General features: G+C 63.5%; 20 protein-coding genes. 7 read left to right on the forward strand and 13 right to left on the reverse strand.

Features of this window, described 5'->3' with window-relative positions:
* Positions 1-3: 3 nt before the first annotated feature.
* Positions 4-279 (reverse strand): hypothetical protein, encoded by a 276-nt coding sequence (locus tag BcanWU425_RS12480; RefSeq protein ID WP_083926599.1) that lies wholly within the window; start codon positions 277-279, stop codon positions 4-6.
* Between BcanWU425_RS12480 and BcanWU425_RS12485 the strand changes: the two genes are divergently transcribed.
* Positions 272-1,588 (forward strand): alpha/beta hydrolase, encoded by a 1,317-nt coding sequence (locus BcanWU425_RS12485; protein WP_085384854.1) that lies wholly within the window; start codon positions 272-274, stop codon positions 1,586-1,588. The genes BcanWU425_RS12480 and BcanWU425_RS12485 overlap by 8 nt on opposite strands.
* An 11-nt stretch (positions 1,589-1,599) precedes the next feature.
* Here BcanWU425_RS12485 and BcanWU425_RS12490 read toward each other — a convergent pair whose 3' ends face one another.
* The 3 genes from BcanWU425_RS12490 to BcanWU425_RS12500 form a co-directional block, all read right to left on the reverse strand.
* The gene (locus tag BcanWU425_RS12490) at positions 1,600-1,866 is read right to left on the reverse strand and encodes a TonB-dependent receptor plug domain-containing protein (protein ID WP_204511946.1); all 267 of its coding nucleotides are present in this window, start codon (positions 1,864-1,866) and stop codon (positions 1,600-1,602) included.
* A gap of 60 nt (positions 1,867-1,926) precedes the next feature.
* Positions 1,927-2,994 carry a hypothetical protein gene (locus BcanWU425_RS12495; RefSeq protein WP_445818654.1) on the reverse strand — a complete coding sequence of 356 codons (1,068 nt, stop codon included), beginning with the start codon at positions 2,992-2,994 and terminating at the stop codon, positions 1,927-1,929.
* A 294-nt stretch (positions 2,995-3,288) separates the two neighbouring features.
* On the reverse strand, positions 3,289-3,573 hold the full coding sequence (locus BcanWU425_RS12500; RefSeq protein WP_018460320.1) for a hypothetical protein: 285 nt from the start codon (positions 3,571-3,573) through the stop codon (positions 3,289-3,291).
* A gap of 172 nt (positions 3,574-3,745) precedes the next feature.
* Between BcanWU425_RS12500 and BcanWU425_RS12505 the strand changes: the two genes are divergently transcribed.
* The gene (locus BcanWU425_RS12505) at positions 3,746-4,555 is read left to right on the forward strand and encodes a substrate-binding domain-containing protein (protein WP_204511945.1); all 810 of its coding nucleotides are present in this window, start codon (positions 3,746-3,748) and stop codon (positions 4,553-4,555) included.
* Here BcanWU425_RS12505 and BcanWU425_RS12510 read toward each other — a convergent pair.
* Positions 4,529-5,227 (reverse strand): ABC transporter permease, encoded by a 699-nt coding sequence (locus tag BcanWU425_RS12510; protein WP_204511944.1) that lies wholly within the window; start codon positions 5,225-5,227, stop codon positions 4,529-4,531. The two genes, BcanWU425_RS12505 and BcanWU425_RS12510, sit on opposite strands and share 27 nt — an antisense overlap.
* Positions 5,228-5,450: 223 nt before the next feature.
* On the reverse strand, positions 5,451-6,503 hold the full coding sequence (hisC, locus tag BcanWU425_RS12515) for a histidinol-phosphate transaminase (protein ID WP_204511943.1): 1,053 nt from the start codon (positions 6,501-6,503) through the stop codon (positions 5,451-5,453).
* Positions 6,504-6,725: 222 nt separating this feature from the next.
* On the opposite strand from hisC, the gene BcanWU425_RS12520 reads away from it, so the two are divergent.
* The 5 genes from BcanWU425_RS12520 to BcanWU425_RS12540 all read left to right on the forward strand — a co-directional run bounded on the left by BcanWU425_RS12520 (position 6,726) and on the right by BcanWU425_RS12540 (position 12,679).
* Complete coding sequence (locus tag BcanWU425_RS12520; RefSeq protein WP_231190508.1) at positions 6,726-8,204, forward strand: FAD-binding oxidoreductase; 1,479 nt, start codon at positions 6,726-6,728, stop codon at positions 8,202-8,204.
* 258 nt (positions 8,205-8,462) lie between these two features.
* Positions 8,463-9,314, forward strand: coding sequence for a 3-hydroxybutyryl-CoA dehydrogenase (locus BcanWU425_RS12525; RefSeq protein WP_085350558.1), 852 nt, complete (start codon positions 8,463-8,465; stop codon positions 9,312-9,314).
* A 138-nt stretch (positions 9,315-9,452) separates the two neighbouring features.
* Complete coding sequence (locus BcanWU425_RS12530; RefSeq protein WP_204511942.1) at positions 9,453-9,917, forward strand: group III truncated hemoglobin; 465 nt, start codon at positions 9,453-9,455, stop codon at positions 9,915-9,917.
* 264 nt (positions 9,918-10,181) lie between these two features.
* Complete coding sequence (locus BcanWU425_RS12535; RefSeq protein WP_204511941.1) at positions 10,182-10,835, forward strand: QcrA and Rieske domain-containing protein; 654 nt, start codon at positions 10,182-10,184, stop codon at positions 10,833-10,835.
* Positions 10,836-10,951: 116 nt separating this feature from the next.
* Positions 10,952-12,679: a methanol/ethanol family PQQ-dependent dehydrogenase gene (locus BcanWU425_RS12540; protein ID WP_018460311.1), complete on the forward strand. Its 1,728-nt coding sequence runs from the start codon at positions 10,952-10,954 to the stop codon at positions 12,677-12,679.
* Positions 12,680-12,985: 306 nt separating this feature from the next.
* Here the strand turns inward: BcanWU425_RS12540 and BcanWU425_RS12545 are convergent, their stop codons facing one another.
* The 7 genes from BcanWU425_RS12545 to xoxF5 all read right to left on the reverse strand — a co-directional run bounded on the left by BcanWU425_RS12545 (position 12,986) and on the right by xoxF5 (position 20,882).
* Positions 12,986-13,246, reverse strand: a complete 261-nt coding sequence (locus BcanWU425_RS12545) for a hypothetical protein (RefSeq protein WP_204511940.1) — start codon at positions 13,244-13,246, stop codon at positions 12,986-12,988.
* 57 nt (positions 13,247-13,303) lie between these two features.
* On the reverse strand, positions 13,304-15,616 hold the full coding sequence (locus tag BcanWU425_RS12550) for a xanthine dehydrogenase family protein molybdopterin-binding subunit (protein ID WP_204511939.1): 2,313 nt from the start codon (positions 15,614-15,616) through the stop codon (positions 13,304-13,306).
* Position 15,617: 1 nt separating this feature from the next.
* Complete coding sequence (locus BcanWU425_RS12555; protein WP_007601363.1) at positions 15,618-16,070, reverse strand: (2Fe-2S)-binding protein; 453 nt, start codon at positions 16,068-16,070, stop codon at positions 15,618-15,620.
* 641 nt (positions 16,071-16,711) lie between these two features.
* Positions 16,712-17,275 (reverse strand): S-(hydroxymethyl)glutathione synthase, encoded by a 564-nt coding sequence (gene gfa / locus BcanWU425_RS12560; RefSeq protein ID WP_018460308.1) that lies wholly within the window; start codon positions 17,273-17,275, stop codon positions 16,712-16,714.
* Positions 17,276-17,308: 33 nt separating this feature from the next.
* Positions 17,309-18,418 carry an S-(hydroxymethyl)glutathione dehydrogenase/class III alcohol dehydrogenase gene (locus BcanWU425_RS12565; RefSeq protein ID WP_018460307.1) on the reverse strand — a complete coding sequence of 370 codons (1,110 nt, stop codon included), beginning with the start codon at positions 18,416-18,418 and terminating at the stop codon, positions 17,309-17,311.
* A gap of 60 nt (positions 18,419-18,478) precedes the next feature.
* Positions 18,479-18,967, reverse strand: coding sequence for a c-type cytochrome, methanol metabolism-related (locus tag BcanWU425_RS12570; protein WP_007601366.1), 489 nt, complete (start codon positions 18,965-18,967; stop codon positions 18,479-18,481).
* A 109-nt stretch (positions 18,968-19,076) separates the two neighbouring features.
* Positions 19,077-20,882: a lanthanide-dependent methanol dehydrogenase XoxF5 gene (gene xoxF5, locus BcanWU425_RS12575; protein ID WP_018460306.1), complete on the reverse strand. Its 1,806-nt coding sequence runs from the start codon at positions 20,880-20,882 to the stop codon at positions 19,077-19,079.
* Between the last annotated feature and the right edge of the window lie 431 nt (positions 20,883-21,313).

Genomic DNA, 21,313 nt, shown 5'->3' on the forward strand with positions numbered 1-21,313 from the left:
GACTTAGGCCACGACCCTGGCTTCGGCGCTGCCGAGGCGCTGGCGTTCCTTTGCGAGATACTCGTCGATCGCGTCGCCGTGCATGGGCTTTGCGAAGTAGTAGCCCTGGATGAAGTCGCATCCCAGCCGGCCTGGAGTAACCGTGCCTGCCCGTTTTGAGCATGGCGGCCATAGCCGCAACGCGGCCGGCTGGGGTTTGACCGCGCACAGTCGGCTCGTCATACTTTGCGCCAAGGCGAGCCAGAAAGACTCGTCGGTATCGGGAGCTGAAATGACCAAATCATTCTCCGTCCTTGCGGGGACGCTGATTTCCGTCGTCTCCTTCACTTCGATTGCCTTCTCGCAGCCGGCCTGCGTCACCCAGAACATGGCCGTGCCGCCTGGGGCCAACACCACCGACAAGGCGGGCCCGTTCTTCATTGATACGACGGGTCTTGACTTCAAGACGGCGCCTCCGACGCGCGATCCATCCAATCCCAATTATCCACGCGCCACAGAGCTTCCTGACGGAACGCTGCCGCCACCGGGTGCCGAGGGCAATTTCATCATCGGTCCCACCCACAATCCTGCGCCGGAGACGATCGCGAAGGAGGGCGTGCCGCGTGGGACGACAAAGTCCTTCACGCTGTCGTCGAAGGAGAGCACCATCTACAATCCTGGCCTGATCCGCGATGACGCCGCCGGCTGCACCAATTCCTCGATCATGACGACCGTCACGGCGCCGGACGACAAGTCGCACATGATCGTCACCACCAGCCATCCCGGCGTCTGGTCGCGCACCATCGACGTCTATGTGCCGGCGCAATATGTGCGCGGCAGCGAGGCGCCGTTCATCGTGGTCGGCGACGGCGGCTCCAACGCCTACAAGGACCTCGCCGTCACGCTCGACAATCTGATTGCGCAGCGCCGCGTGCCGCCGATGATCGCGATTCAGATCGGCAATGGCGGGCAGGACGCACAGGGCAGTCAGCGTGGCCGCGAATATGACGCGGTGTCAGGTGCCTACGCGCAGTTCGTCGAGCGTGAAGTGCTGCCGCTGGTCGAAAAGAACGCCGATGTCAAGCTGACCAGAAATCCCGACGGGCGTGCGACCATGGGGCTGAGTTCGAGCGGTGTGGCAGCCTTCACCATGGCGTGGTTCTATCCGGATCTCTATCACCGCGTGCTGGCGTTCTCGCCGACCATGGTCAACCAGCAATGGCCGCATGACCCGTCGCTGCGCGGCGGTGCCTGGGAGTATCACAGCGCATGGACGGGGCCGGCCACACCCAATCTCATCTCCAAGGCGGGCGTGCTCACGCCGGCCGAGCCGCCCGGCCTGCCGCTGATCGTCGCTGCGCCGACCAAGCCGATCCGGTTCTGGTTCTTCGGCGGCGACCAGGACCTGTTCTATCCGAACCCCACTATTCCCGACGGCATGCACGACTGGACCCTCTCCAACGCGCTGATGGCCAAGGTGCTGGCGGAGAAGGGCTACCACTATCAGTTTCTGTTCGTACGCAACGCCAAGCACGTCGACCGTCCCACGATCGCGCAGACGCTGCCGTCGGCGCTGGAGTGGGTCTGGAAGGGCTATCCTATCCCCTGAGCGAAAGTGGCCTAGCGCCCGATTGTCACGCCGGCGGTCGAGCGCATGGCGTCCTTGAGGCTCGTGGCGTTCTTGTCGTCGAGGACCTCTCGCGTCAGCACGGTGGTCTGGCCGGGCGTGTTGAGGATCGTCTCTCCGCGCGAAGAGGAGAGGCGGTCGGCCTTGTAGGATGAGGCCTGATCGGTCGTGGGCGGATGGCGTTTACTGGATGCGGCGAAGGCTCCTTGCGAGACGCAGAGGGCGGCAATCACGACCAGTCGCAAAGATTTTGCGCGCATGCGATCTCCCAAATTCAGGGCGTTAGCCTAGCATGGGCTGGTCGTCGCTGGAATAAAGGGTCAGGCGAGAGCGGCTTGGCGTTTCCGCGTTAATTCGCGGACCGGATCGAGTTTCCCCGGCTCGGCGAGCGGCGTAAAACTGCGCTGGCTTGCATGTGCGGGGGCTTCGACAATCACGCCTTCGCAGACGATCTGTCCGCCGAGCATCCGGAATTCCAGCTTGTCGTAGCGCGGCATCGTCTCGCCGGGCGCGGGCGGCAGCAGCCCGACGCTGCCCTGGATGTTCAGCGTGGCATCACCGACGCCGTGGAGGCGCGGATTCCACATCCTGATCCCGGTCTCCGCCCAGCGCTGCCGGATCAGCGCGAAGCGGTCGGCGGGCTCTGCGGCTCTCGCGCGAGCTTTCCGTGCATACGGGATCTCCGGAGCCGGAGACACGAGGGCCGGAGCCGGCTCGATAGTTGTGACGACGCCGGGCGTCTCGGTGGAGTCTTCGGCGGCGCCGGGAGAGGGATCGCTCTCGATGCTATCCTCAGGGACATGCTCCGGCGAGATGTCGCGATCGGCGAACGCGACGCACATGTCGTCGAGAGTCGAGGAAGTATCCACGTCGACGACCAGAGCGATGGCGTCAACCGTGACGACCTCGACATCGACAGAAGAGGCCTTCTCCGCCACAACGGGCTCAACGTCGGCCGCGAGTTCGGAAGTTGGATCGCTGTTGATGATGAGTTCGGGGACGTCGACCGCTTCGCGCACGACGTCGATAGTCGCGACCGAAACTTCCACGACGATCGGCTCGACTTCCGTCGGCGTCTCCTGGGATGAATCGTCGCTGCCGCTGACATCGGCTGGCGTTTCCGACGGGCTCTCCGCGATGACAGGGCTGGAGGTGTTGTCTTCGGCGGCTGAAGCCGCGACCGGGACGTCGCAGTGCGACGTATCCGCGCTGATGCTGGTGTCGAGAGCCGGAGCCGTATCTGCAATTTCTGCAACAATGGCGGGTGAGGCGTCTACTGCGTCAGGCGTGACGTCGATGCTGCCACCGTGCGGCGCGGGGCGAAGCCGGGTGAACGCCCATTTCACCGCGGCGATGCGGCGCAGCAACGATATCAGTCTCGAAAGCACTGGGAGTTGTCCAAGAGGTACTCGGCTTGAGGCCATCGCTGATTCGCCAGCAATGTAAAAATCCCCGGCTGTCACACTGATGTCAATGTAGGTAGGACCAATTGCAGAACATCCACGCCTTCAGGGCGCGCGGCTGCGATTTAGCCGGCGTGACTGTAACCAAGGTGCAGCCCCGCCAATACGCTTCGTTCGACACCAACACCCTTCGCACATGACATCGACAAGCTTTGACGGCACAAAGGCTTCTGGAGAGGGGACGATCGCCCCTCTCCAGGATTTTCGATCGATACCGGCCTACTTTCCGGCGCCGGAGCCGGAGCCAGCGCCGCCGCCGGCCTGGCTGCCCATGTTATTGGTGTTGCTGCCGCCGGCCGACGGGGTCTGCTTGCCCTTGCTGTCGGCGGCCTCGTTCTGCATGTTCGACGACGCGCCGGTCGTCATGCCCTTGGTCGCGGGGCCCCGCGACGAAGGGCCAACGTCGCCCTGGCCGGATGCGCCTGGGGCGGGTTGTGTCTGAGCGAAGGCGCCGCCGGTCGCCAGCGCCATGATGCATGCGGATGCCAAAATGATCTTCTTCATCTGGTTTCCTCCTGGGTTGACTCGAGGACAACTTGCCCGCGGAGCGGACGTTCCTCACAGGGAGCGTGCCGAGGATCATCACCAAGAGCGTGGCGGCGCTTGTCGAGGTTCCCTGTGCGGCTCTATCGACGGCAGAGTTTGGAACATCGGGCATCTGGTGTAAGGACGAGGCATGAAAAGGATAATGACTCTCGGAGCGGTTCTGCTCTGGTCCACGATCGCATTCGCGCAGGATCGCACCATCACCGTGGCCTCGACGACATCAACGGAACAGTCGGGGCTGTTCGGTTATTTGCTGCCGCTATTCTCGAAGGCCGCGGGCATCGACGTGAAGGTCGTTGCCGTCGGCACGGGCCAGGCGCTCGACATCGGGCGGCGCGGCGATGCAGACGTCGTGTTCGTCCATGACAGGCCCGCCGAAGACAAGTTCATGTCCGAAGGCGAGGGCGTGAAGCGCTTCGACGTCATGTACAACGACTTCGTCATTGTCGGGCCGAAGAGCGATCCCGCCAAGATCGCCGGCGGCAAGGACGTGGCCGAGGCGCTGCGCAAGATCGCGGCCGTGAAGGCGCCGTTCATCTCGCGCGGCGACAAGTCCGGCACGCACGCGGCCGAACTGCGGCTGTGGAAGGAGGCAGGCATCGACCTCGGTGCCGCAAAGGACGGCTGGTATCGCGAGATCGGGCAGGGCATGGGCCCGGCACTCAACATGGCGTCGTCGTTGAACGCCTATCTCCTGTCGGACCGCGGCACCTGGTTGTCATTCAAGAATCGCGGCGAGCTCGCCGTCCTCACCGAAGGCGACAAGCGGCTGTTCAACCAGTACGGCGTCGTGCTGGTCAATCCGGCCAAGCATACGAACGTGAAGGCGCGGGACGGGCAGGCCTTCATCGACTGGCTGATCTCTCCTGGGGGGCAGGAGACCATCGCCGGCTACAAGGTCGGGGGCGAGCAGCTATTTTTCCCCAACGCGTCCCACTAGCAGGAAGGCGATGGTCGACACTGCGACGCTGAGTGCGAGCAGGATCAGCCCGAGCCCGAGCGCCAGCGGCAGGTCGCCCTTGCTGGTCTCCAGCGCGATCGCCGTCGTCATCGTGCGCGTGAAACCGCGGATGTTGCCGCCGACGATGAGGATGGCGCCGACCTCTGCGATCGCGCGCCCGAAGGCTGCGAGAAAGGCCGTCAGCAGCGAGGTCCGGCCCAGCGCGAACAGTAAGCCGATGCTGCGTAGCGTTGACAGCCCGTCGATCCGCGCCAGGTCGCCATACTCCGCCCACAGCAGGCTCGCCGGCCGGTGCACCAGTGCGACCACGATGGGTGTGGCGAGCAGCGTCTGCGCAACCACCATGGCCGCTGGCGTGAACAACAGGCCGGCGGCCCCGAGCGGGCCGGAGCGCGACAGCAGAAGATAGAGCGCGAGCCCGACCACGACCGGCGGAAGGCCAAGCAAGGCATTGGTCAGGACGATGATGACCTGCCGCCCACGGAAACGGGTGATCGCAAGCAGCGCCCCGAACGGCGCCCCGATCAGAAGGGCGAGGATGCTGGCGGTCAGGCTGACGCGCACCGACAGCCCGACGATGCCCAAAAGCTCTGCGTCGGCCTCGCCGATCAGTGTGAATGCGGCGCTGATGGATCGCGCGAAGTCGTTCATCCGTGCCCGAGCTTCGGCGCCCGCCACGATGCCTCGGGTGCGCCGATTTCGGGACTGCGGAGGTGATTCACGTATATTTCCCTGAGGGCATCGTCATGCAAGGCAGCGGCGGAGCGGTTTGGTAACCCGAATTTGACCGGAAATCAAAGCCTTGCGCGGCATGGGTACGAGGTGGCGTTCGGCCTCATCGTTTGACGTTGCCCGATGCGGGGACCGTTGGGGCTCAGATCAAGCCGCGCAGCACTTCAACGAGCCGGGCACACTCGGCCTCCGTTCCGACCGTGATGCGCAGAAAGTCCTCGATGCGCGGCTTTCGGAAATGCCGCACCAGAACGCCACGCTGGCGAAGCGCTGCCGCGAGATCTGCTCCGCTCCGGCTTCGATGGCGCGCGAAAACGAAGTTGGCGAGCGACGGCAACACCTCAAAGCCGAGTTGTCTGAGATCGCGGGCCAAGATTTCGCGGCTTGCGATGATACGGGCACGGGTGTCTCGGAACCAGCCGTCGTCCTCGATCGCGGCGACGGCGCCCGCGATCGCGAGGCAATCGAGCGGATAGGAGTTGAAGCTGTCCTTCACCCGTTCCAGCGCTTCGATCAGCGGTCGTTGGCCGATGGCAAAACCAACCCGCAGGCCAGCGAGCGAGCGCGACTTCGAGAAAGTCTGGATAACCAGCAGATTGTCGTGGCGTGCAACCAGCGGCACGGCGCTCTCGGCGCCGAAATCGACATAGGCCTCGTCCACCACCACCAGCCGGTCCTGCTGTTCGGCCAGCAGCGATGCGATTGCGTCGCGCTGAAGGGCGATGCCGGTAGGAGCGTTCGGATTGCAGAGGAGGATGGCACTCGATGGTCGCCTGTAGTTGGAGATATCGATCCTCATCGCAGCATCGAGCGGCACCTCGTCATGCGTTATTCCATAGAGGCCGCAATAGACAGGGTAGAAGCTGTAGGTGACGTCGGGGAATAGAAGCGGTGGTTCGTGCTTCAGAAGTGCCTGGAAGGTGTGGGCCAGCACCTCGTCGGAGCCGTTGCCGACGAACACTTGCTCGGGCGCCACATCGCAATGGGCCGCGATGGCCTCGCGCAGGCGCGTTGCGCGCGGATCGGGATAAAGGCGCAGCCGCTCTGCGGCCGATGCGATCGCCGCCAGCACGCGCGGCGAGGGCGGGTAGGGATTCTCGTTGGTATTGAGCTTGACGATGCCGTCCTGCTTGGGCTGCTCGCCGGGGACATAGGGCGAAAGCGTGTGGACGACTGGACTCCAGAAACGGCTCATGAGCTCCAATCCGAATTTGATCGGGGCACAGTAGGGTATGCGGGAGCCCGGTGGAAGTACGCCTGCGTTCAGCATTGCAGGCAAATCCGCACGAGGCTTACTGCCGGAGACGTTCCCGCAAGCGCGACCCCTATGCTAGGGTCATTGCACCACCGCCCAGAATGAAAAAGAACGAAGGCCGGCGCGCCCCAAGGCGCGCAACGGCCGAAAAGAGAGGAACACATGCCGGGTGCAGCCCTTCCCACCGCCCCCTCGATTCCGAGCGCGCCGGTGACGTCAGCCGTTCTCGACCGCTTGCGGGCCATCGTCGGCGACAAAGGCCTGATCGTGGACGAGCAGGACAAGCTGCCCTTCGTGACCGACTGGCGCGGCACGCTGGCGGGGCAGGCCGCGGCGATCGTGCGTCCGGCCAGCACGGCGGAAGTCTCCGCTGTCGTCAAGCTCTGCTACGACAACGGCATTGCCATCGTTCCGCAAGGTGGCAACACCGGCCTGATGGGCGGTGCCACGCCGTGGCCTATGCACCGGGGCATCGTGCTGTCGCTCGGTCGCATGAACCAGGTGCTGAATATCGATCCCGTCGGCTACGCCATGACTGTGGAGGCAGGCTGCATCCTCGAGACGCTTCAGGACACAGCCGCGCGCCACGACCGCCTCTTTCCGCTCAGCCTTGGTGCTCAGGGCTCGTGCATGATCGGGGGCAATCTGTCCACCAATGCTGGCGGCGTGCAGGTGCTGCGTTATGGCAATGCGCGAAATCTGGTGTTGGGTCTCGAGGTCGTGCTGGCTAACGGCGATATCTGGGACGGCCTGCGCGCACTCAAGAAGGACAACACCGGCTATGACCTCAAGCATCTGTTCATGGGCGCCGAAGGGACGCTCGGCATCATCACCAAGGCGGTGCTGAAACTCTGGCCGGCGCCGAAAGACGTGTGCACGGCATGGCTCGCAATTCGCGATCCCAAGGCAGCCATCGACCTTCTGTCGGAGGCGCATGCCGCTTCCGATGACAATGTCGGCTCCTGTGAGCTCATCAGCCGCGCGTGCACCGACATGGTGCTGCGCCACATTCCCGGCACCCAGGATCCCCTCAAGGCTGAGACCGAATGGTATCTCCTTCTCGAATGGTCATCGGCCCGGCCACGACAGGACGGAGGCACGGGCATGTCGGACAGGATGGAGCAGTTCCTGGCCGACCAACTCGAGGCGGGCCGGGTGCTGGATGCGGTGATCGCGCAAACCGAAGCGCAGTCGCGCAACATGTGGCGGATTCGCGAGAGCGTGGCCGAGGCCTCGCGCACCGAAGGTCCGGGCCTGAGCTACGACGTGTCGGTTGCGGTCTCCAGGATTCCCGAGTTTATCGACAGCGGTCTCGAGGCCGCGCTCGCCATCCTGCCGACGATCCGCCCCTATCCGCTCGGCCACATCGGAGACGGCAATGTGCACTTCTCCTTCATGGGCGCGAAGGGCATGGACCGCGATACGCTCTCCCAATATTCCGCGGCGATCACACGGGCCGTCAACGACCTCGTCACCTCCATGGGCGGCTCGATCTCGGCGGAACATGGCATCGGCATCGAAAAGCTCGACGAGCTCCAGCACTACCGTTCGCGGACCGAGCTCGACGTCATGCGCACGATCAAGCGGGCGCTCGATCCCAAGACCATCATGAATCCGGGCAAGGTGCTTCGTCTCGGTTGAGCCGCGACCGCCTCGAGCCCGGTGCTCCCGACCGCTCGGCGCGCCCGGAGACGGATGCCGCGGATAGGCCGGGCCAAACAGCCGGGGGCGTCAAATCATGCCGTGTGGCGGCCGAAAGGCGGCTTTATTCCCGCCTTGGATGCTTTAAGGAAGGGACAGGATCAGGTCGCACCCGCCCGGGGGCGGTGCTAGACCCTGATGCAGGAACAAAGGGGCGGGCCGGCATGGCACGTCCGCAAGGATGAAGGATTTGAGGCAATGATCCAAAGCGTTGGCATCATCGGGGCAGGCACCATGGGGAACGGCATCGCGCAGATCTGTGCCGCGGCCGGGCTTTCGGTCGTGATGGTCGATATTTCCGATGCGGCGGTGAACCGCGGGATTTCGACGGTCGGCGGCAGCCTCGAGCGCCTGGTCAAGAAGGAGAAGATGTCGGCGGGCGATCGCGACGCCACGCTCAAGCGCATCACCGGCACCACCGACCGCGCGAAGCTCGTCGATTGCGATCTCGTCATCGAGGCCGCGACCGAGAACGAGGAACTCAAGGTCAAGATCCTGAAGGATCTCTGTGCGACGCTGTCGCCGCGCACGCTGCTCGCCACGAACACTTCGTCGATCTCGATCACGAAGCTCGCCGCGGCGACCGACCGCCCCGACCGATTCATCGGCATGCACTTCTTCAATCCGGTTCCAGTTATGGCGCTGCTGGAGCTCATCCGCGGCTTGCAGACCTCCGACGACACCCACGCCAAGGCGCTCGATTTTGCCAAGCGCGTCGGCAAGGTGGCGATCACGGCCAAGAACAGCCCGGGCTTTGCCGTCAACCGCATCCTTTGTCCGATGATCAACGAGGCGATCTTCGCGCTGCAGGAGGGGATTGCGACGGCGGAAGAGATCGATGCCGGCATGAAGCTCGGCTGCAACCATCCGATCGGCCCGTTGGCGCTCGCCGATCTCGTCGGGCTCGACACCATGTTGTCGGTGATGGAGGTCTTTTACAAAGGCTTCAACGACCCCAAATACCGTCCGGCCCCCTTGCTCAAGGAAATGGTCGATGCCGGCCATCTCGGCCGCAAGACGGGGCAGGGCTTTTATACCTACAGCGCCTGACAACGGCGCGGGCGGCGGGCGTTGAGTGTGCTCGCCGCCAGACCCCGCGATTTGCGCTGCGACAAGACGCCGCGCGCAATCGGCCCGACAATGTCGAACGGGCGGCCTGCGGGAACAACGGAACGGATAACAAGGGACATGTCGGATCGACTGAAGACCGAGCGCGAGGCTGCGACCGCGCGGCGGAATTTGCTGACTCAGGATGCAATCGAGCGCACGGGGATCACCGAAGAGATGATCGGGGAACTCGTCACCCGCTTCTACGGGCGCGTGCGCGAGGATGAGCTGCTGGGGCCGATGTTCGCGATCGTGCAGAATTGGGACGAGCACCTGGCCAAGCTCCGGGATTTCTGGTCGTCGGTCGTGCTGATGAGCGGCCGCTACCATGGTTCACCGATGCGGGCGCATATGCCACTGAACCTGATCGGGGATCATTTCGACCGCTGGCTCGATTTGTTCGAACAGACGGCGCGCGAGGTCTGCCCGCCGCCGGCAGCCGCGCTCTTCATCGACAGGGCGCGCCGCATCGCCGACAGTTTTGAGATGGCGTCGGCAACGTTGGCCGGACGCATCGCTGCGCCGCGTCACGTGCTCCGCTCCTAGAACACAAAACGCCTGCCTGAGAAATGCGCAGCCGCGCTGATGGCGCTACGATGGCGCCGAGCGTCGGCGCATTGCACCAATACCGGCAGCATTGATCTGATCTGCAAAATCATCATGCCGGTCGCGTAGCGTGACGTTGCAATTAGAAAAATGCGCGTAAATGCGCGTGTTCGCGTTCAATCAGTGCGAGCATAACCATGTGATGCACTGCGGGAAAAAATCTTTGCCTTTTTTTCGGCAGAGTTCCAGCGCCTGCTTGCGGGCATGTCGCGTGCATCGTTCAACACATCCTCTTCATCCTCCGACAACACAGCGGAATCCGACGCTGACGCCTGCACGGAGCAAACCCGGCGGGCGCTGTTGATGAATGCGCTGGCCACCACGGCGTGCCTCGCCTGTTCCACGCAGGTCCACGCGGGCGAGGATGCGCCCGGCTCCGACGAACGGCCTCAGAAGGGCGATCTGCTCGTGTTCTCCGAAGGCGATCAGGAGGGAAAGCCCGTCACCGCGGCCGCTCTGTCGGCCAGCGGACCGCCGGTGCATGCCTGGCCGAAAGATCCGAAGACATCGGTCGTGCGCAGCGCCTCGCGCCTCAATGAGATTCTAATCATCCGCCTTGACCCCACCGAGCTCGACGAGCAGACGAAAGCGCGCGCTGTCGACGGCATCCTCGCCTATTCGGCAATCTGCTCGCATGCCGGCTGTCCTGTCACGGCCTGGGTGAAGAGCGATGTCGGCGACAAGGAAGTGCTCAAATGCATGTGCCACAACTCCGAATACGATCCTCGCGCGGGCGCGCAGGTCGTGTTCGGGCCGGCGCCGCGACGGCTCGCTGCGCTGCCGCTGGCGCTGGCTGACGGCTCGCTCAGCGTCGCCGGGAACTTCATCGGAAAGGTAGGTGGCGCGCAGCCGGGATGATGGGCGTGCGGGTTGTGCCCGCGTCACGAGAGGCCGCATCCGCCGATGGGCGGACGACGGGACGAACGACAAGAATTCAAAACAAGAATTCAAACGGATATAAAAGGGGAACGTCCATGACCAGGAAGCAATGGTTACTGTCCGGCTTTGTCGCCTTCACGTGTCTTGCATCGACCGCCGCCATGTCAGGCCCGATCGAGAACTACGCGCCGGTTACCGCGCAGCGGTTGGAAAACCCGGAGCCCGCCAACTGGATGCTTTACCGGCGGACCTATGACGGGCAGGGCTACAGCCCACTCGACCAGATCAACACCTCGAATGTGAAGAACCTCACCCCGGTCTGGACTTTCGCGACCGGCGTGGTCGAAGGTCACGAGGCGCCGCCGATCGTCAACAACGGCGTGATGTTCGTGGCGACCCCGATGGGCCAGGTGATCGCGCTGAACGCCAAGACCGGCGACGAATATTGGCGCTACAAGCGGCAGCTCCCCGACGACCTGTTCCAGTTGCATCCGACCAGTCGCGGCGTCGGCCTCTGGGAGGACAAGCTCTATCTGGCCACTACCGACGACCATGTCGTCGCGCTCGACGCCAAGACCGGCAAGGTGGTGTGGGACACCAAGGTTCAGGATTACAAGAAGGGCCAGTACATGACCCTTATGCCGCTGATCGTCGACGGCAAGGTCATCGTGGGCGGCTCCGGCGGCGAGTTCGGCGTGCGCGGCTATGTCGCCGCCTATGACGCCAAGGACGGCAAGGAGCTCTGGCGGACCTATACGATTCCGGGCGAAGGCGAACCCGGCCACGACACCTGGCAGGGCGAGGACTGGAAGAACGGCGGCGGCTCGGCCTGGATGACCGGCAATTACGACAAGGACACCAAGACGATCTATTGGGGCGTAGGCAACGCCGCGCCCTGGCCCGGCGAGATGCATCCGGGCGACAATCTCTATACCTCGTCGGTGCTCGCGCTCGATCCGAACACCGGCAAGATCAAGACCTATCATCAGTATCACCAGAACGATTCCTGGGATTGGGATGAGGTCGAAGCGCCGATGTTGATCGACCTGCAACGCGACGGTCGCAACATCAAGAGTCTGGTCCATCCGGGACGCGATGCGATCTTCTGGATACTCGAGCGCACGCCGACCAAGATCAACTACGTCGCCGGTTGGCCGTTCGTCTCCACCGACGTCTGGAAGGGCATCGACGCCGAGAGTGGCAGGCCGATCGTCGATCCCGCGCACAAGCCGATGGTCGGCAAGCGCGTGGAGTTCTGTCCGTCGCTGTGGGGCGGCAAGGATTGGCCCTCGGCGGCCTACAGCCAGAAGACCGGCCTCGTCTACGTGCCCGCCAACGAGAATTTCTGCGGCGGGTTCACCGGCGAGAAGGTTCCGCTCAAGCCCGGCGAACTCTGGCTCGGCACCAAGCCGGAGGACATCGGGCTGAAGACGAAGCCCGGGGCGGATCATTTCGGCGAGCTCCAGGCCTGGGACCCCGTTACGGGCAAGAAGATGTGGCAACACAACTTCCCGAAATCGCAGCTGTTCGGATCGGTGACGGCGACCGCGGGCGATCTCGTCTTCGTGGGCGGCACCAACGACCGCAACTTCCGCGCCTTCAACGCCAAGAGTGGCGAGCTGCTGTGGGAGCAGAAGACCAACTCCGGTATCATGGGCATGCCGGTGTCCTATGAGATCGACGGTACGCAATACATCGCGATCCAGTCGGGATGGGGCGTGGATGCGCAGCGCATCCAGGATGCCCTCGTGACCAACAATATCGGCATCGAAGCCAACGTGCCGCAGGGCGGCGTGATCTGGGTGTTCGCGCTGAAGAAATAGGCCCCGCTGGCGGATCGAAAGAAGCGGAGTGTCAGGGGGCAAATGCGGCGGACGGTAACGTCCGCCGCATTTTGCGTGGGCGTTGTCCCTTCTTCCCCTGCGGGAGAAGGTGGCGCGAAGCGCCGGATGAGGGGTTCTATCCGCGCGTCTCAATGTGCGGACCCGCGCAGGCATACCCCCCACCCACGCGTGATCGTGGCAACTGGCGTCGCTGCCCTCTCCCGCAAGGAAAGAGGGCACATCGATGCGCTTCGGCGAAGAAGTAGAGCCGATAATCGCGATGTCAAAACGCCGATGCTCAGATCGCTACTTCCCCTCGCGCTCGACCTTGTCCTTTTCCTTCTGGTTCATCTCGCGAACCTTGGGATCGGGATTGTGCTGTCCGGTAGTCTGGGTGGTCGAGGGCGGCGTGGCATTGGCGTTGGGCAGCGAGTTCTGGTCCGGCGTGCTGGGGCGCGTCGCCGTTGTCGGCGGCGTGGTGTTGCTCTGGGCGTATGCGCCAGTGGCCGTCAAAAGAAAGGCGCTCGACAGCAACGAGACTGCGAGCGCCTTTGGGATATAGGTCATCGATCTGCTCCTGTCAGATCGATGCAAACGGCGCGAGGCCGCCTTGTGTTCCCGCCTTTACGCTTCCAATTGCTTGCCGAGCGGAAGGCTGCGGATGCGCTTTCCGGTCGCGGCGAAGATGGCGTTCATCAGCGCCGGCGCGAATGGCGGGACGCCAGGCTCGCCCACGCCGCTCGGCGGCGTGTCGGGTCCTGGCGGCACGATGTAGACGTTGGTCACCGCAGGGGATTCGTCGATCCTGAGGACCTGGAAGTCGTCGAAGTTCTTCTGCTGCACCTTGCCGTCCTTGAAGGTGATCTCGCCGTATTTGGCGAGACTGAGCCCCATGATCGCCGCGCCCTCGATCTGGGAGGCGATGCGCTCGGGGTTGACATAGGTGCCGCAGTCGATGGCGGTGTCCACCCGCGGCACCGCCAGCTTGCCCTTGTCGTCGACGGCCACCTCGACGATGGTCGCGATATAGCTGACGAAGCTGCGGTGCACGGCGATGCCGAGGCCATGGCCCTTCGGCACTTGACGGCCCCATTCGCCCTTCTCGGCGACCAGCTCGACCACCTTGCGCAGGCGCGCGGTGTCGATCGGATAGCTGTCCAAGGGCTCGCCGTAGTTCCACATGTCCTTCACGGCGGGCTTGACGATGCGCGGGCTCCCGATCAGCGCGAGCAGCGTCTCCTTCTGGTCGCGGCCGGTCGCATGGGCGATCTCGCCCACCATCGACTGGACCGCGAAGGCGCGCGGGATGTTCGAGACCGAGCGGAACCAGCCGATGCGGGTGAACGCCGCGGCTTCCGGGTTCTCGCAGGAGATGTTAGCGATCTCGAACGGCATGTCGACGAGGCCCATGCCGAGCTCGAAGGGCGCCTCATGCTTTGCACCCGCCGCGAACGTCGAGGCGATGCTCGGGGCCACGCTGCGATGGCGCCAAGCGATCACCTTGCCGCTCTTGTCAAGCCCCGCCTCGATCCGTTCCACGGAGACCGTGTGCAGGAAATCGTGGCGGACGTCGTCCTCGCGCGTCCACTGCACCTTGACGGGTACGCCGAGCTCCTTCGACAGCAACGCGGCCTCGAGCGCAAAGTCGCATTTCGACTTGCGGCCGAAACCGCCGCCGAGCAGCGTGACGTTGACCGTGACATTGCCCTCGGGAATGCCGAGCGTCTTCGCGACGTCCTCGCGCGTACCGCCCGGGCTTTGCACCGGCGCCCAGATCTCCGCCTTGTCACCCTTGACGTCGGCGACCGCCACCGGCGGCTCCATGCTGACATGAGCAAGATGCGGCAGATAATATTCGCCGACGACGACCTTGTCGGCGCCCTTCAGAGCAGCCTCGGCATCGCCTTCCTGGCGCACCACAAGGCCCGGCTTGCGCGAGGCCTCCTCGAGCTCCTTGCGGTAGGCGACGGAATCGTATTTGCCGTTGGCGCCATCGTCCCAGGTCAGCTTCAGCGCGTCGCGACCCTTGATCGCCGCGCCGGTATTGCGCGCGATCACGGCAACGCCGCCGAGCGGCTGGAATTTCGACGGCCACGGCCAGCCGCGCACCTCCATCACCTTCTCCACGCCCGGGACCTTCAACGCCGCGTCCGGATCGAACGAGACCAACTTGCCGCCGGTCACCGGCGGGCGCGCGATCACGGCATACTTCATGCCAGGCAGCCGCACGTCGGCGCCGTAACGCGCTTTGCCGGTGGTGATGTCATGGAGATCGACGATGCCGATCTGGCCCTTGCCGAGATAGCGGAAGTCCTTGGGGTCCTTCAGCTTGAGCCCTTCGATGCTCGGGACCGACTCCTTGGCAGCGTCGGCTGCGAGCTCGCCGAACCCGAGCTTGCGGCTCGTCGCGCTGTGGACGACTTCGTGATTGACGGCCTTGACCTCGGTTGCCGACACACCCCAGCGTTTCGCGGCGGCCTGCTCAAGCATGGTACGGGCGGAGGCACCGATCTGGCGCATCGGCATCAGATAATGCCGCGTGCTGCGCGAGCCGTCGGTGTCCTGGTTGCCGAACTTGACCTCGTCGCCATGGGCCTGTTCCACCTTGACCCGTGACCAGTCAGCTTCCATCTCCTCGGCCACGATCAGCGGCAGGCTGGTGCGCACGCCCGTTCCCATCTCGGCGCGGTGGGCGAGGATGGTGACGGTGCCGTCGGGCGCGACCGCGACGAATACGCGCGGATCGACCACGACGCCGTGCGGCATCTTGCCGGCGCCGGTCTCGTAGGCGAACGCCTGGCGCGACATTACGGGCGCCGCGAGCACAAAGCCGCCGGTGATGCCGAGCCCCTTCAGGATGCTGCGGCGCGAAACCTTCTCGACCTTGATGTTCTTCTCGAAGCCACGAAGCTTCTTCGGGTTGTCGATGAAATTCATGTCACACTCCCGTCGATGCGAGATGGACCGCATTCTCGATGCGCTGGTAGCAGCCGCAGCGGCAGATGTTGCCGGACATCGCCTCGCGGATCTGGTCGTGCGACGGCTTCGGGTTGTCCATCAGCAGCGCAGCCGCCTGCATGATCTGGCCCGCCTGGCAGAAGCCGCACTGGGGTACGTTGACCTGACGCCAGGCCTTCTGCACCGGGTGATCGCCGTTCGGATGCAGTCCCTCGATCGTCGTGATCTCGCGGCCGGCGACGTCGTTGATCGACGTGATGCAGGCGCGCACGGCTTCCTTGTCGACGATAACGGTGCAGGCGCCGCACAGGGCCTGGCCACAGCCGAACTTGGTGCCGGTCAGCCCGGCCTCGTCGCGCAGGAACCAGAGTAGCGGGAGATCCGGGTCGCCGTCCCAGCTCTGCTCCTGGCCATTGATCTTCACCTTGATCATGATCGTCCCTCGCTCTTCATAAGCTTGCCGATTTCAGATTTTCCAGATGCCGGTCGGTGCAATGCCCGCTGCGCGGCGTCGCGTTCCAACCGTCCTCCCGCGCGGGCAGATCCCGGCAGGACTCAGAGGAATGCCAATGTCATGTCCGGATGTGCTCGATACCTCCCGTCGTGTTCTTGATTATTGAATTTCGCGCGGCATCGTCACGACGCGATCGTAGCAGGATCGCTTCGGTCTGGCGTTCACAGCCAAGTGTTTTCCAATCAGCTGTTCTCGACGGGAAAAGATTGCAACGAAGGTTTGTCAAAAGCAGGGCGCCCCATCGCGCCGCGCGCCTCTCGAGATGGGCGCAGTAAAAAAAGAGCTTCGTCCGCCAGAAGACCTGTGCGGACGAAGCAGGATGCCTCAGTCGAGGGAGGGAGAAACGCAGGCCGCGGACTTCAAGCCGGAAGCCGGCGGCCCTGCGCAGTCATTCAGAGACCAGGACTGAGGGAGCTGACGGTCCCCACACAAGTGCAATTGAGAAGCGGCGGCATCGCCGCGATTGTCCCGGGCCGGCTCCGTCCGCTCGCTGGGGGTGGTGGAACGCGAGCGGACGGGCGCGGCAAACGTCAGGCGACCTTTGCTCAGGCGGCCTTTGCTTAAGCGGCCTTGGCTTTCGCCACGTGGGTCGCGATCGCGTCCATCAGCGCCGGCGACAGGCAATCATAGGGCTCAAGTCCAAGCTCCTTGAACCGAGCCCGTATTCCGCCCATCTGCTCCGGCTTCACGCCCGATTCGATCACGGACGAGACGAAGGCGGCGAATTGCGGCGCCTGCGAACCCTGCTCCTGGAACAGTTCGGGGTGGATGAAGTCGAGGCCGTAGAACGGGTGATCCTTGTTCTCGATGCGGCCGTACATGTGCGTGCCGCAGGCCTTGCAGGCGTAGCGTTGGATCGTCGCCGATGGATCGACGATCTGGAGCTTGTCGCCGTTCTCGAGCACGGTGACGTTCTGGCGGGGTACCACGGCGACGACGGAGAAATTCGCCCCCTGCGGTTTCCAGCACTTGGTGCAGCCACAGGCGTGATTATGCGCGACGTCGCCCTTGACGGCGACCTTGACCTGATGGTCCTTGCATTTGCATGCGAGCGTGCCGCCGGCGAAGCTGCCGCTGCCCTGTTTGATGCCGTTATCGATCGAGGGATGGAGTGCAACAGTCATGGGTCGATCCTCCTTGGGGTGACGCTTTTCGAACTAGAACACGACGACTGAACGGATGGACTTGCCCTCATGCATCAGGTCGAAGCCTTTGTTGATGTCTTCGAGCTTGAGCGTGTGGGTAATCATCGGGTCGATCTGGATCTTTCCGTTCATGTACCAGTCGACAATCTTCGGCACGTCGGTGCGGCCCCGCGCGCCGCCGAAGGCGGTGCCGCGCCAGTTTCGCCCGGTGACGAGCTGGAACGGGCGGGTCGCGATCTCCTTGCCGGATTCGGCAACGCCGATGATGATCGAGGTGCCCCAGCCGCGATGGCAGGCTTCCAGCGCCTGGCGCATCACTGTGGTGTTGCCGGTGCAGTCGAAGGTATAGTCGGCGCCGCCGTCGGTCAGGGTCACGAGATGCGGGACGATGTCGCCGGTGATCTTCTTGGGATTGACGAAATCGGTCATGCCGAACCGGCGCCCCCATTCCTCCTTGGAGTCGTTGATGTCGACGCCGATGATCTTGTCCGCGCCAGCCATCTTGGCGCCCTGGATCACGTTCAGGCCGATGCCGCCGAGGCCGAACACGACCACGTTGGAGCCCGGCTCGACCTTGGCGGTGTTGACGACGGCGCCGACGCCCGTGGTGACGCCGCAGCCGATGTAGCAGCTCTTGTCGAACGGCGCGTCCTCGCGGATCTTGGCGACCGCGATCTCCGGCAGCACGGTGAAGTTCGAGAAGGTCGAGCAGCCCATGTAGTGGTAGATCGGCTTGCCTTTGTAGGAGAAGCGGCTGGTACCATCGGGCATGACGCCTTTGCCCTGCGTCGCGCGAATCGCGGTGCAGAGATTGGTCTTCTGGCTGAGGCAGCTTTTGCATTGCCGGCATTCCGGCGTGTAGAGCGGGATGACATGGTCGCCCGGCTTCACCGAGGTCACGCCAGCACCGATCTCGCGGATGATGCCCGCGCCCTCATGGCCCAGGATCGACGGGAAAATTCCCTCGCTGTCGAAGCCGTCGAGCGTGTAGGCGTCGGTATGGCAGATGCCCGTCGCCTTGATCTCGACCAGGACTTCGCCGACCTTTGGTCCTTCCAGATCGACTTCGACGATCTCGAGCGGCTTCTTGGCTTCGAAAGCGACGGCGGCACGTGTCTTCATCTTAAGCTCCTCAATTCCAGCAGGGCGCCCAGATCCAGGTCCTGGTCGGGCTCCGCACGTTCATTTCTTGCCCATGCACGAATCTTCGTTCTTGGTATAGGCGTCGTTCTTGTCCTCGTGCTTGCCGGGTCTTGTGCGGCCCCAGGCCTCGTTGGAGCGGGCGCGCAGGTAGACGTAGAGATCGTCCATGTAGCAGGCGACGTTCGGGTTATCGCCGAAGGCCGGCATCACGTTCTCTGCGGCAGTCGAGATGTTCTTGCGGCCGGAGGCGACGACGCCGAGAAAATCGGCATAGCTCATCGTCTTCAGCGAATCCTTCAACGCCGGGGCGTAGGTCGAGCCCATGCCATCTGGGCCGTGACACACATGGCAGTCCGAGTGATAGCGGCGGTATCCGGAATAGGTGTACCAATCGACGGATCCGTCGGTGATCTTGTAGGTTGGGTTGCCTTCCTTGTCGGACCATTCGCCGGTTTCGTTCTGCTTGACGGCGGTCGGGTCACCTGAGCCGTCCGCGACGGCAATTCCCCCGGACGCGACCAAGAACATCGCAGCAATGGCAGAGCAGATTTTACGCAAGAGATTTTCCTCGGAAGGCATTCGGTGAGACGAGCCGGCGCGTGGAGTTGATCCACGCGCCGGAGCGATGCTGAGAGGCCTAGTTGGGCAGCGAGAACACGGTCAGCGTACCGCCGAGTGCCGTGTAGTTGCTGAGCGCCGCGTAGCCGCCGACTGCGCCGAGACCGGCGGTCGGATCGGTCAGGCCTGCCGCCAGACCGATGCCGGCCCAGCCGCCCACGCCGGAGAGCACTGCGACATACTGCTTGCCGCCGTTCTCATAGGTGGTGACGTTGCCGATGATGCCGGAGGGAGTCTTGAACTTGTAGAGCTCCTTGCCGGTCTTGGCGTCGACTGCCTTCAGGTAGCCTTCGAGCGTTCCGTAGAACACCACATTGCCCGCGGTTGCGAGCGCACCCGACCAGACCGAGAACTGCTCCTTGTTCGACCAGACGATCTTGCCGGTCTTGCCGTCCCAGGCGATGAAGTTGCCCATGTGGGTTTCACCCTGCGGCGGATACATCGAGAGCGTTGCGCCCACGTAGGGCTGACCCGCGGTGTAGCTCACCTTGAACGGTTCGTAGTCCATGCAGACGTGGTTGGTCGGAACGTAGAACAGCTGCGTGTCCGGCGAGTAGGCTGCCGGCTGCTCGTCCTTGGTGCCGAGCGCGGCCGGGCAGATGCCCTTCACGTTGTGGTCCTCGCCCGCCTTGTCGGTCGAAGCTGCATCGAGCACCTTCGGGCGGCCGTAGGTCGGCGAGTTCTTGTCCATGTCGACGCCGGAGGTCCAGTTCACCTTCGGATCGTACTTTTCGGCGACCAGGAGCTCACCGGTGGCGCGATCGAGCGTGTAGCCGAGGCCGTTACGATCGAAATGCGTCAGCAGCTTGCGCGGCTGGCCGTTGATGGCCTGGTCCGAGAGGATCATCTCGTTGACGCCGTCATAGTCCCACTCGTCGTGGGGCGTCATCTGATAAACCCACTTGGCCTGGCCGGTGTCAGGGTTGCGAGCCCAGATCGTCATCGACCATTTGTTGTCGCCGGGACGCTGCTTCGGATTCCAGGTCGAGGGATTGCCCGACCCGTAATAGACGAGGTTCAGCTCGGGGTCGTAGGAGATCCAGCCCCAGGTGGCGCCGCCGCCGATCTTCCACTGATCGCCTTGCCAGGTCTTCAGGCTCGAGTCCTTGCCGACCGGCTTGCCGAGTGCGGTGGTCTTCTCTGCGTCGACCAGGATCTGATCGTCCGGTCCTTCAGAGTAGCCGCGCCAAGCCAGCTTGCCCGTCTTGATGTCGTAGGCGGTCATATGGGCTTGAACACCGAACTCGCCGCCGGAGATGCCGATCAGCACCTTGTCCTTGACGACCATGGGGGCCGAAGTACCGGTCTCGCCCTTGCTGGCGTCGCCGTTCTTCGCGGTCCATGCCACCTGACCGCTCTTGGCATCGAGCGCGACAAGCGTGGTGTCGGCTTGATGCAGGAAGATCTTGCCGTCGCCATAGGCCAGGCCGCGGTTGACCGTGTCGCAGCACATCACTGGAATGACGTTCGGATCCTGCTTCGGCTCGTACTTCCAGACGATCTTGTTCTCGTTGGAAAGGTCAATAGCGTAGACCTTGTTCGGGAACGGCGTGTGGACGTACATCATGTTGCCGATGATCAGCGGGCCGCCTTCGTGGCCGCGCAGCACGCCGGTCGAGAAGGTCCAGGCGACCTGGAGCTTGCCTACGTTTTGTGCGTTGATCTGGTTCAGCTTGGAATAGCGGGTGTTGGCGTAGTCGCCGGTCGGCATCACCCAGTCTTTCGGGTTCTGCGACATCTTGAGCACTTCGTCGTTGGCCGACGCGCTGCCGACGGCGAGAGCCGCCGCGGAGCCAAGATAGGCCGCGAGTAGTACCTTGCGCATAGTCATTCCTCCATTGGTCTCGTTTATTGTTTCCGAAGCATTGCTTAATCGCCGGGCTTTTCGTCCGGCGTCTGCTCGTGCAGGGCGGTCACGATTGGGACCAGAAACGATGCTGTGGTGTTTCCTCCTCCTGATGAGAGCCACGGGTCCACGTGCGGAGCGGCCCGTTCTTGTTGTTCCTGATACAATCCCTAACGACTTCGTCATCGGGAAACTTGCCCAAGAGAGAAGCTGGTTTGCTTGACAGCGCACGGGTCGGAAGTTTTTGATTTTGCAGTAGCGAATTCAGCGGCTTCCGCAACGCTTTGGCAGCGCCTTCACCGCTCAGGTTCCCCTTGACGGCGCTGCAACTAAGGCGGAGGATTAACTTACAAGGGTGGCAATGGAACGATGGCGCTCGTTCTAGAAGATCGCTCAAAATCGAGGTAAAC

Origin of the sequence: Bradyrhizobium sp. WU425 (assembly GCF_021052305.1) — a bacterium.
GTDB classification, from domain to species: Bacteria; Pseudomonadota; Alphaproteobacteria; order Rhizobiales; family Xanthobacteraceae; genus Bradyrhizobium; species Bradyrhizobium canariense_D.

Bases quoted from the DNA above. Each gene is read 5' to 3' on its own strand.
- BcanWU425_RS12535 (WP_204511941.1), top strand. From the start codon at position 10,182: ATGTCGCGTGCATCGTTCAACACATCCTCTTCATCCTCCGACAACACA.
- BcanWU425_RS12545 (WP_204511940.1), bottom strand. From the start codon at position 13,246: ATGACCTATATCCCAAAGGCGCTCGCAGTCTCGTTGCTGTCGAGCGCC.
- hisC (WP_204511943.1), bottom strand. From the start codon at position 6,503: ATGAGCCGTTTCTGGAGTCCAGTCGTCCACACGCTTTCGCCCTATGTC.
- xoxF5 (WP_018460306.1), bottom strand. From the start codon at position 20,882: ATGCGCAAGGTACTACTCGCGGCCTATCTTGGCTCCGCGGCGGCTCTC.
- BcanWU425_RS12570 (WP_007601366.1), bottom strand. From the start codon at position 18,967: ATGTTCTTGGTCGCGTCCGGGGGAATTGCCGTCGCGGACGGCTCAGGT.
- BcanWU425_RS12485 (WP_085384854.1), top strand. From the start codon at position 272: ATGACCAAATCATTCTCCGTCCTTGCGGGGACGCTGATTTCCGTCGTC.
- BcanWU425_RS12520 (WP_231190508.1), top strand. From the start codon at position 6,726: ATGCCGGGTGCAGCCCTTCCCACCGCCCCCTCGATTCCGAGCGCGCCG.
- BcanWU425_RS12550 (WP_204511939.1), bottom strand. From the start codon at position 15,616: ATGAATTTCATCGACAACCCGAAGAAGCTTCGTGGCTTCGAGAAGAAC.
- BcanWU425_RS12530 (WP_204511942.1), top strand. From the start codon at position 9,453: ATGTCGGATCGACTGAAGACCGAGCGCGAGGCTGCGACCGCGCGGCGG.
- BcanWU425_RS12540 (WP_018460311.1), top strand. From the start codon at position 10,952: ATGACCAGGAAGCAATGGTTACTGTCCGGCTTTGTCGCCTTCACGTGT.
- BcanWU425_RS12490 (WP_204511946.1), bottom strand. From the start codon at position 1,866: ATGCGCGCAAAATCTTTGCGACTGGTCGTGATTGCCGCCCTCTGCGTC.
- gfa (WP_018460308.1), bottom strand. From the start codon at position 17,275: ATGACTGTTGCACTCCATCCCTCGATCGATAACGGCATCAAACAGGGC.
- BcanWU425_RS12500 (WP_018460320.1), bottom strand. From the start codon at position 3,573: ATGAAGAAGATCATTTTGGCATCCGCATGCATCATGGCGCTGGCGACC.
- BcanWU425_RS12555 (WP_007601363.1), bottom strand. From the start codon at position 16,070: ATGATCAAGGTGAAGATCAATGGCCAGGAGCAGAGCTGGGACGGCGAC.
- BcanWU425_RS12525 (WP_085350558.1), top strand. From the start codon at position 8,463: ATGATCCAAAGCGTTGGCATCATCGGGGCAGGCACCATGGGGAACGGC.
- BcanWU425_RS12510 (WP_204511944.1), bottom strand. From the start codon at position 5,227: ATGAACGACTTCGCGCGATCCATCAGCGCCGCATTCACACTGATCGGC.
- BcanWU425_RS12565 (WP_018460307.1), bottom strand. From the start codon at position 18,418: ATGAAGACACGTGCCGCCGTCGCTTTCGAAGCCAAGAAGCCGCTCGAG.
- BcanWU425_RS12505 (WP_204511945.1), top strand. From the start codon at position 3,746: ATGAAAAGGATAATGACTCTCGGAGCGGTTCTGCTCTGGTCCACGATC.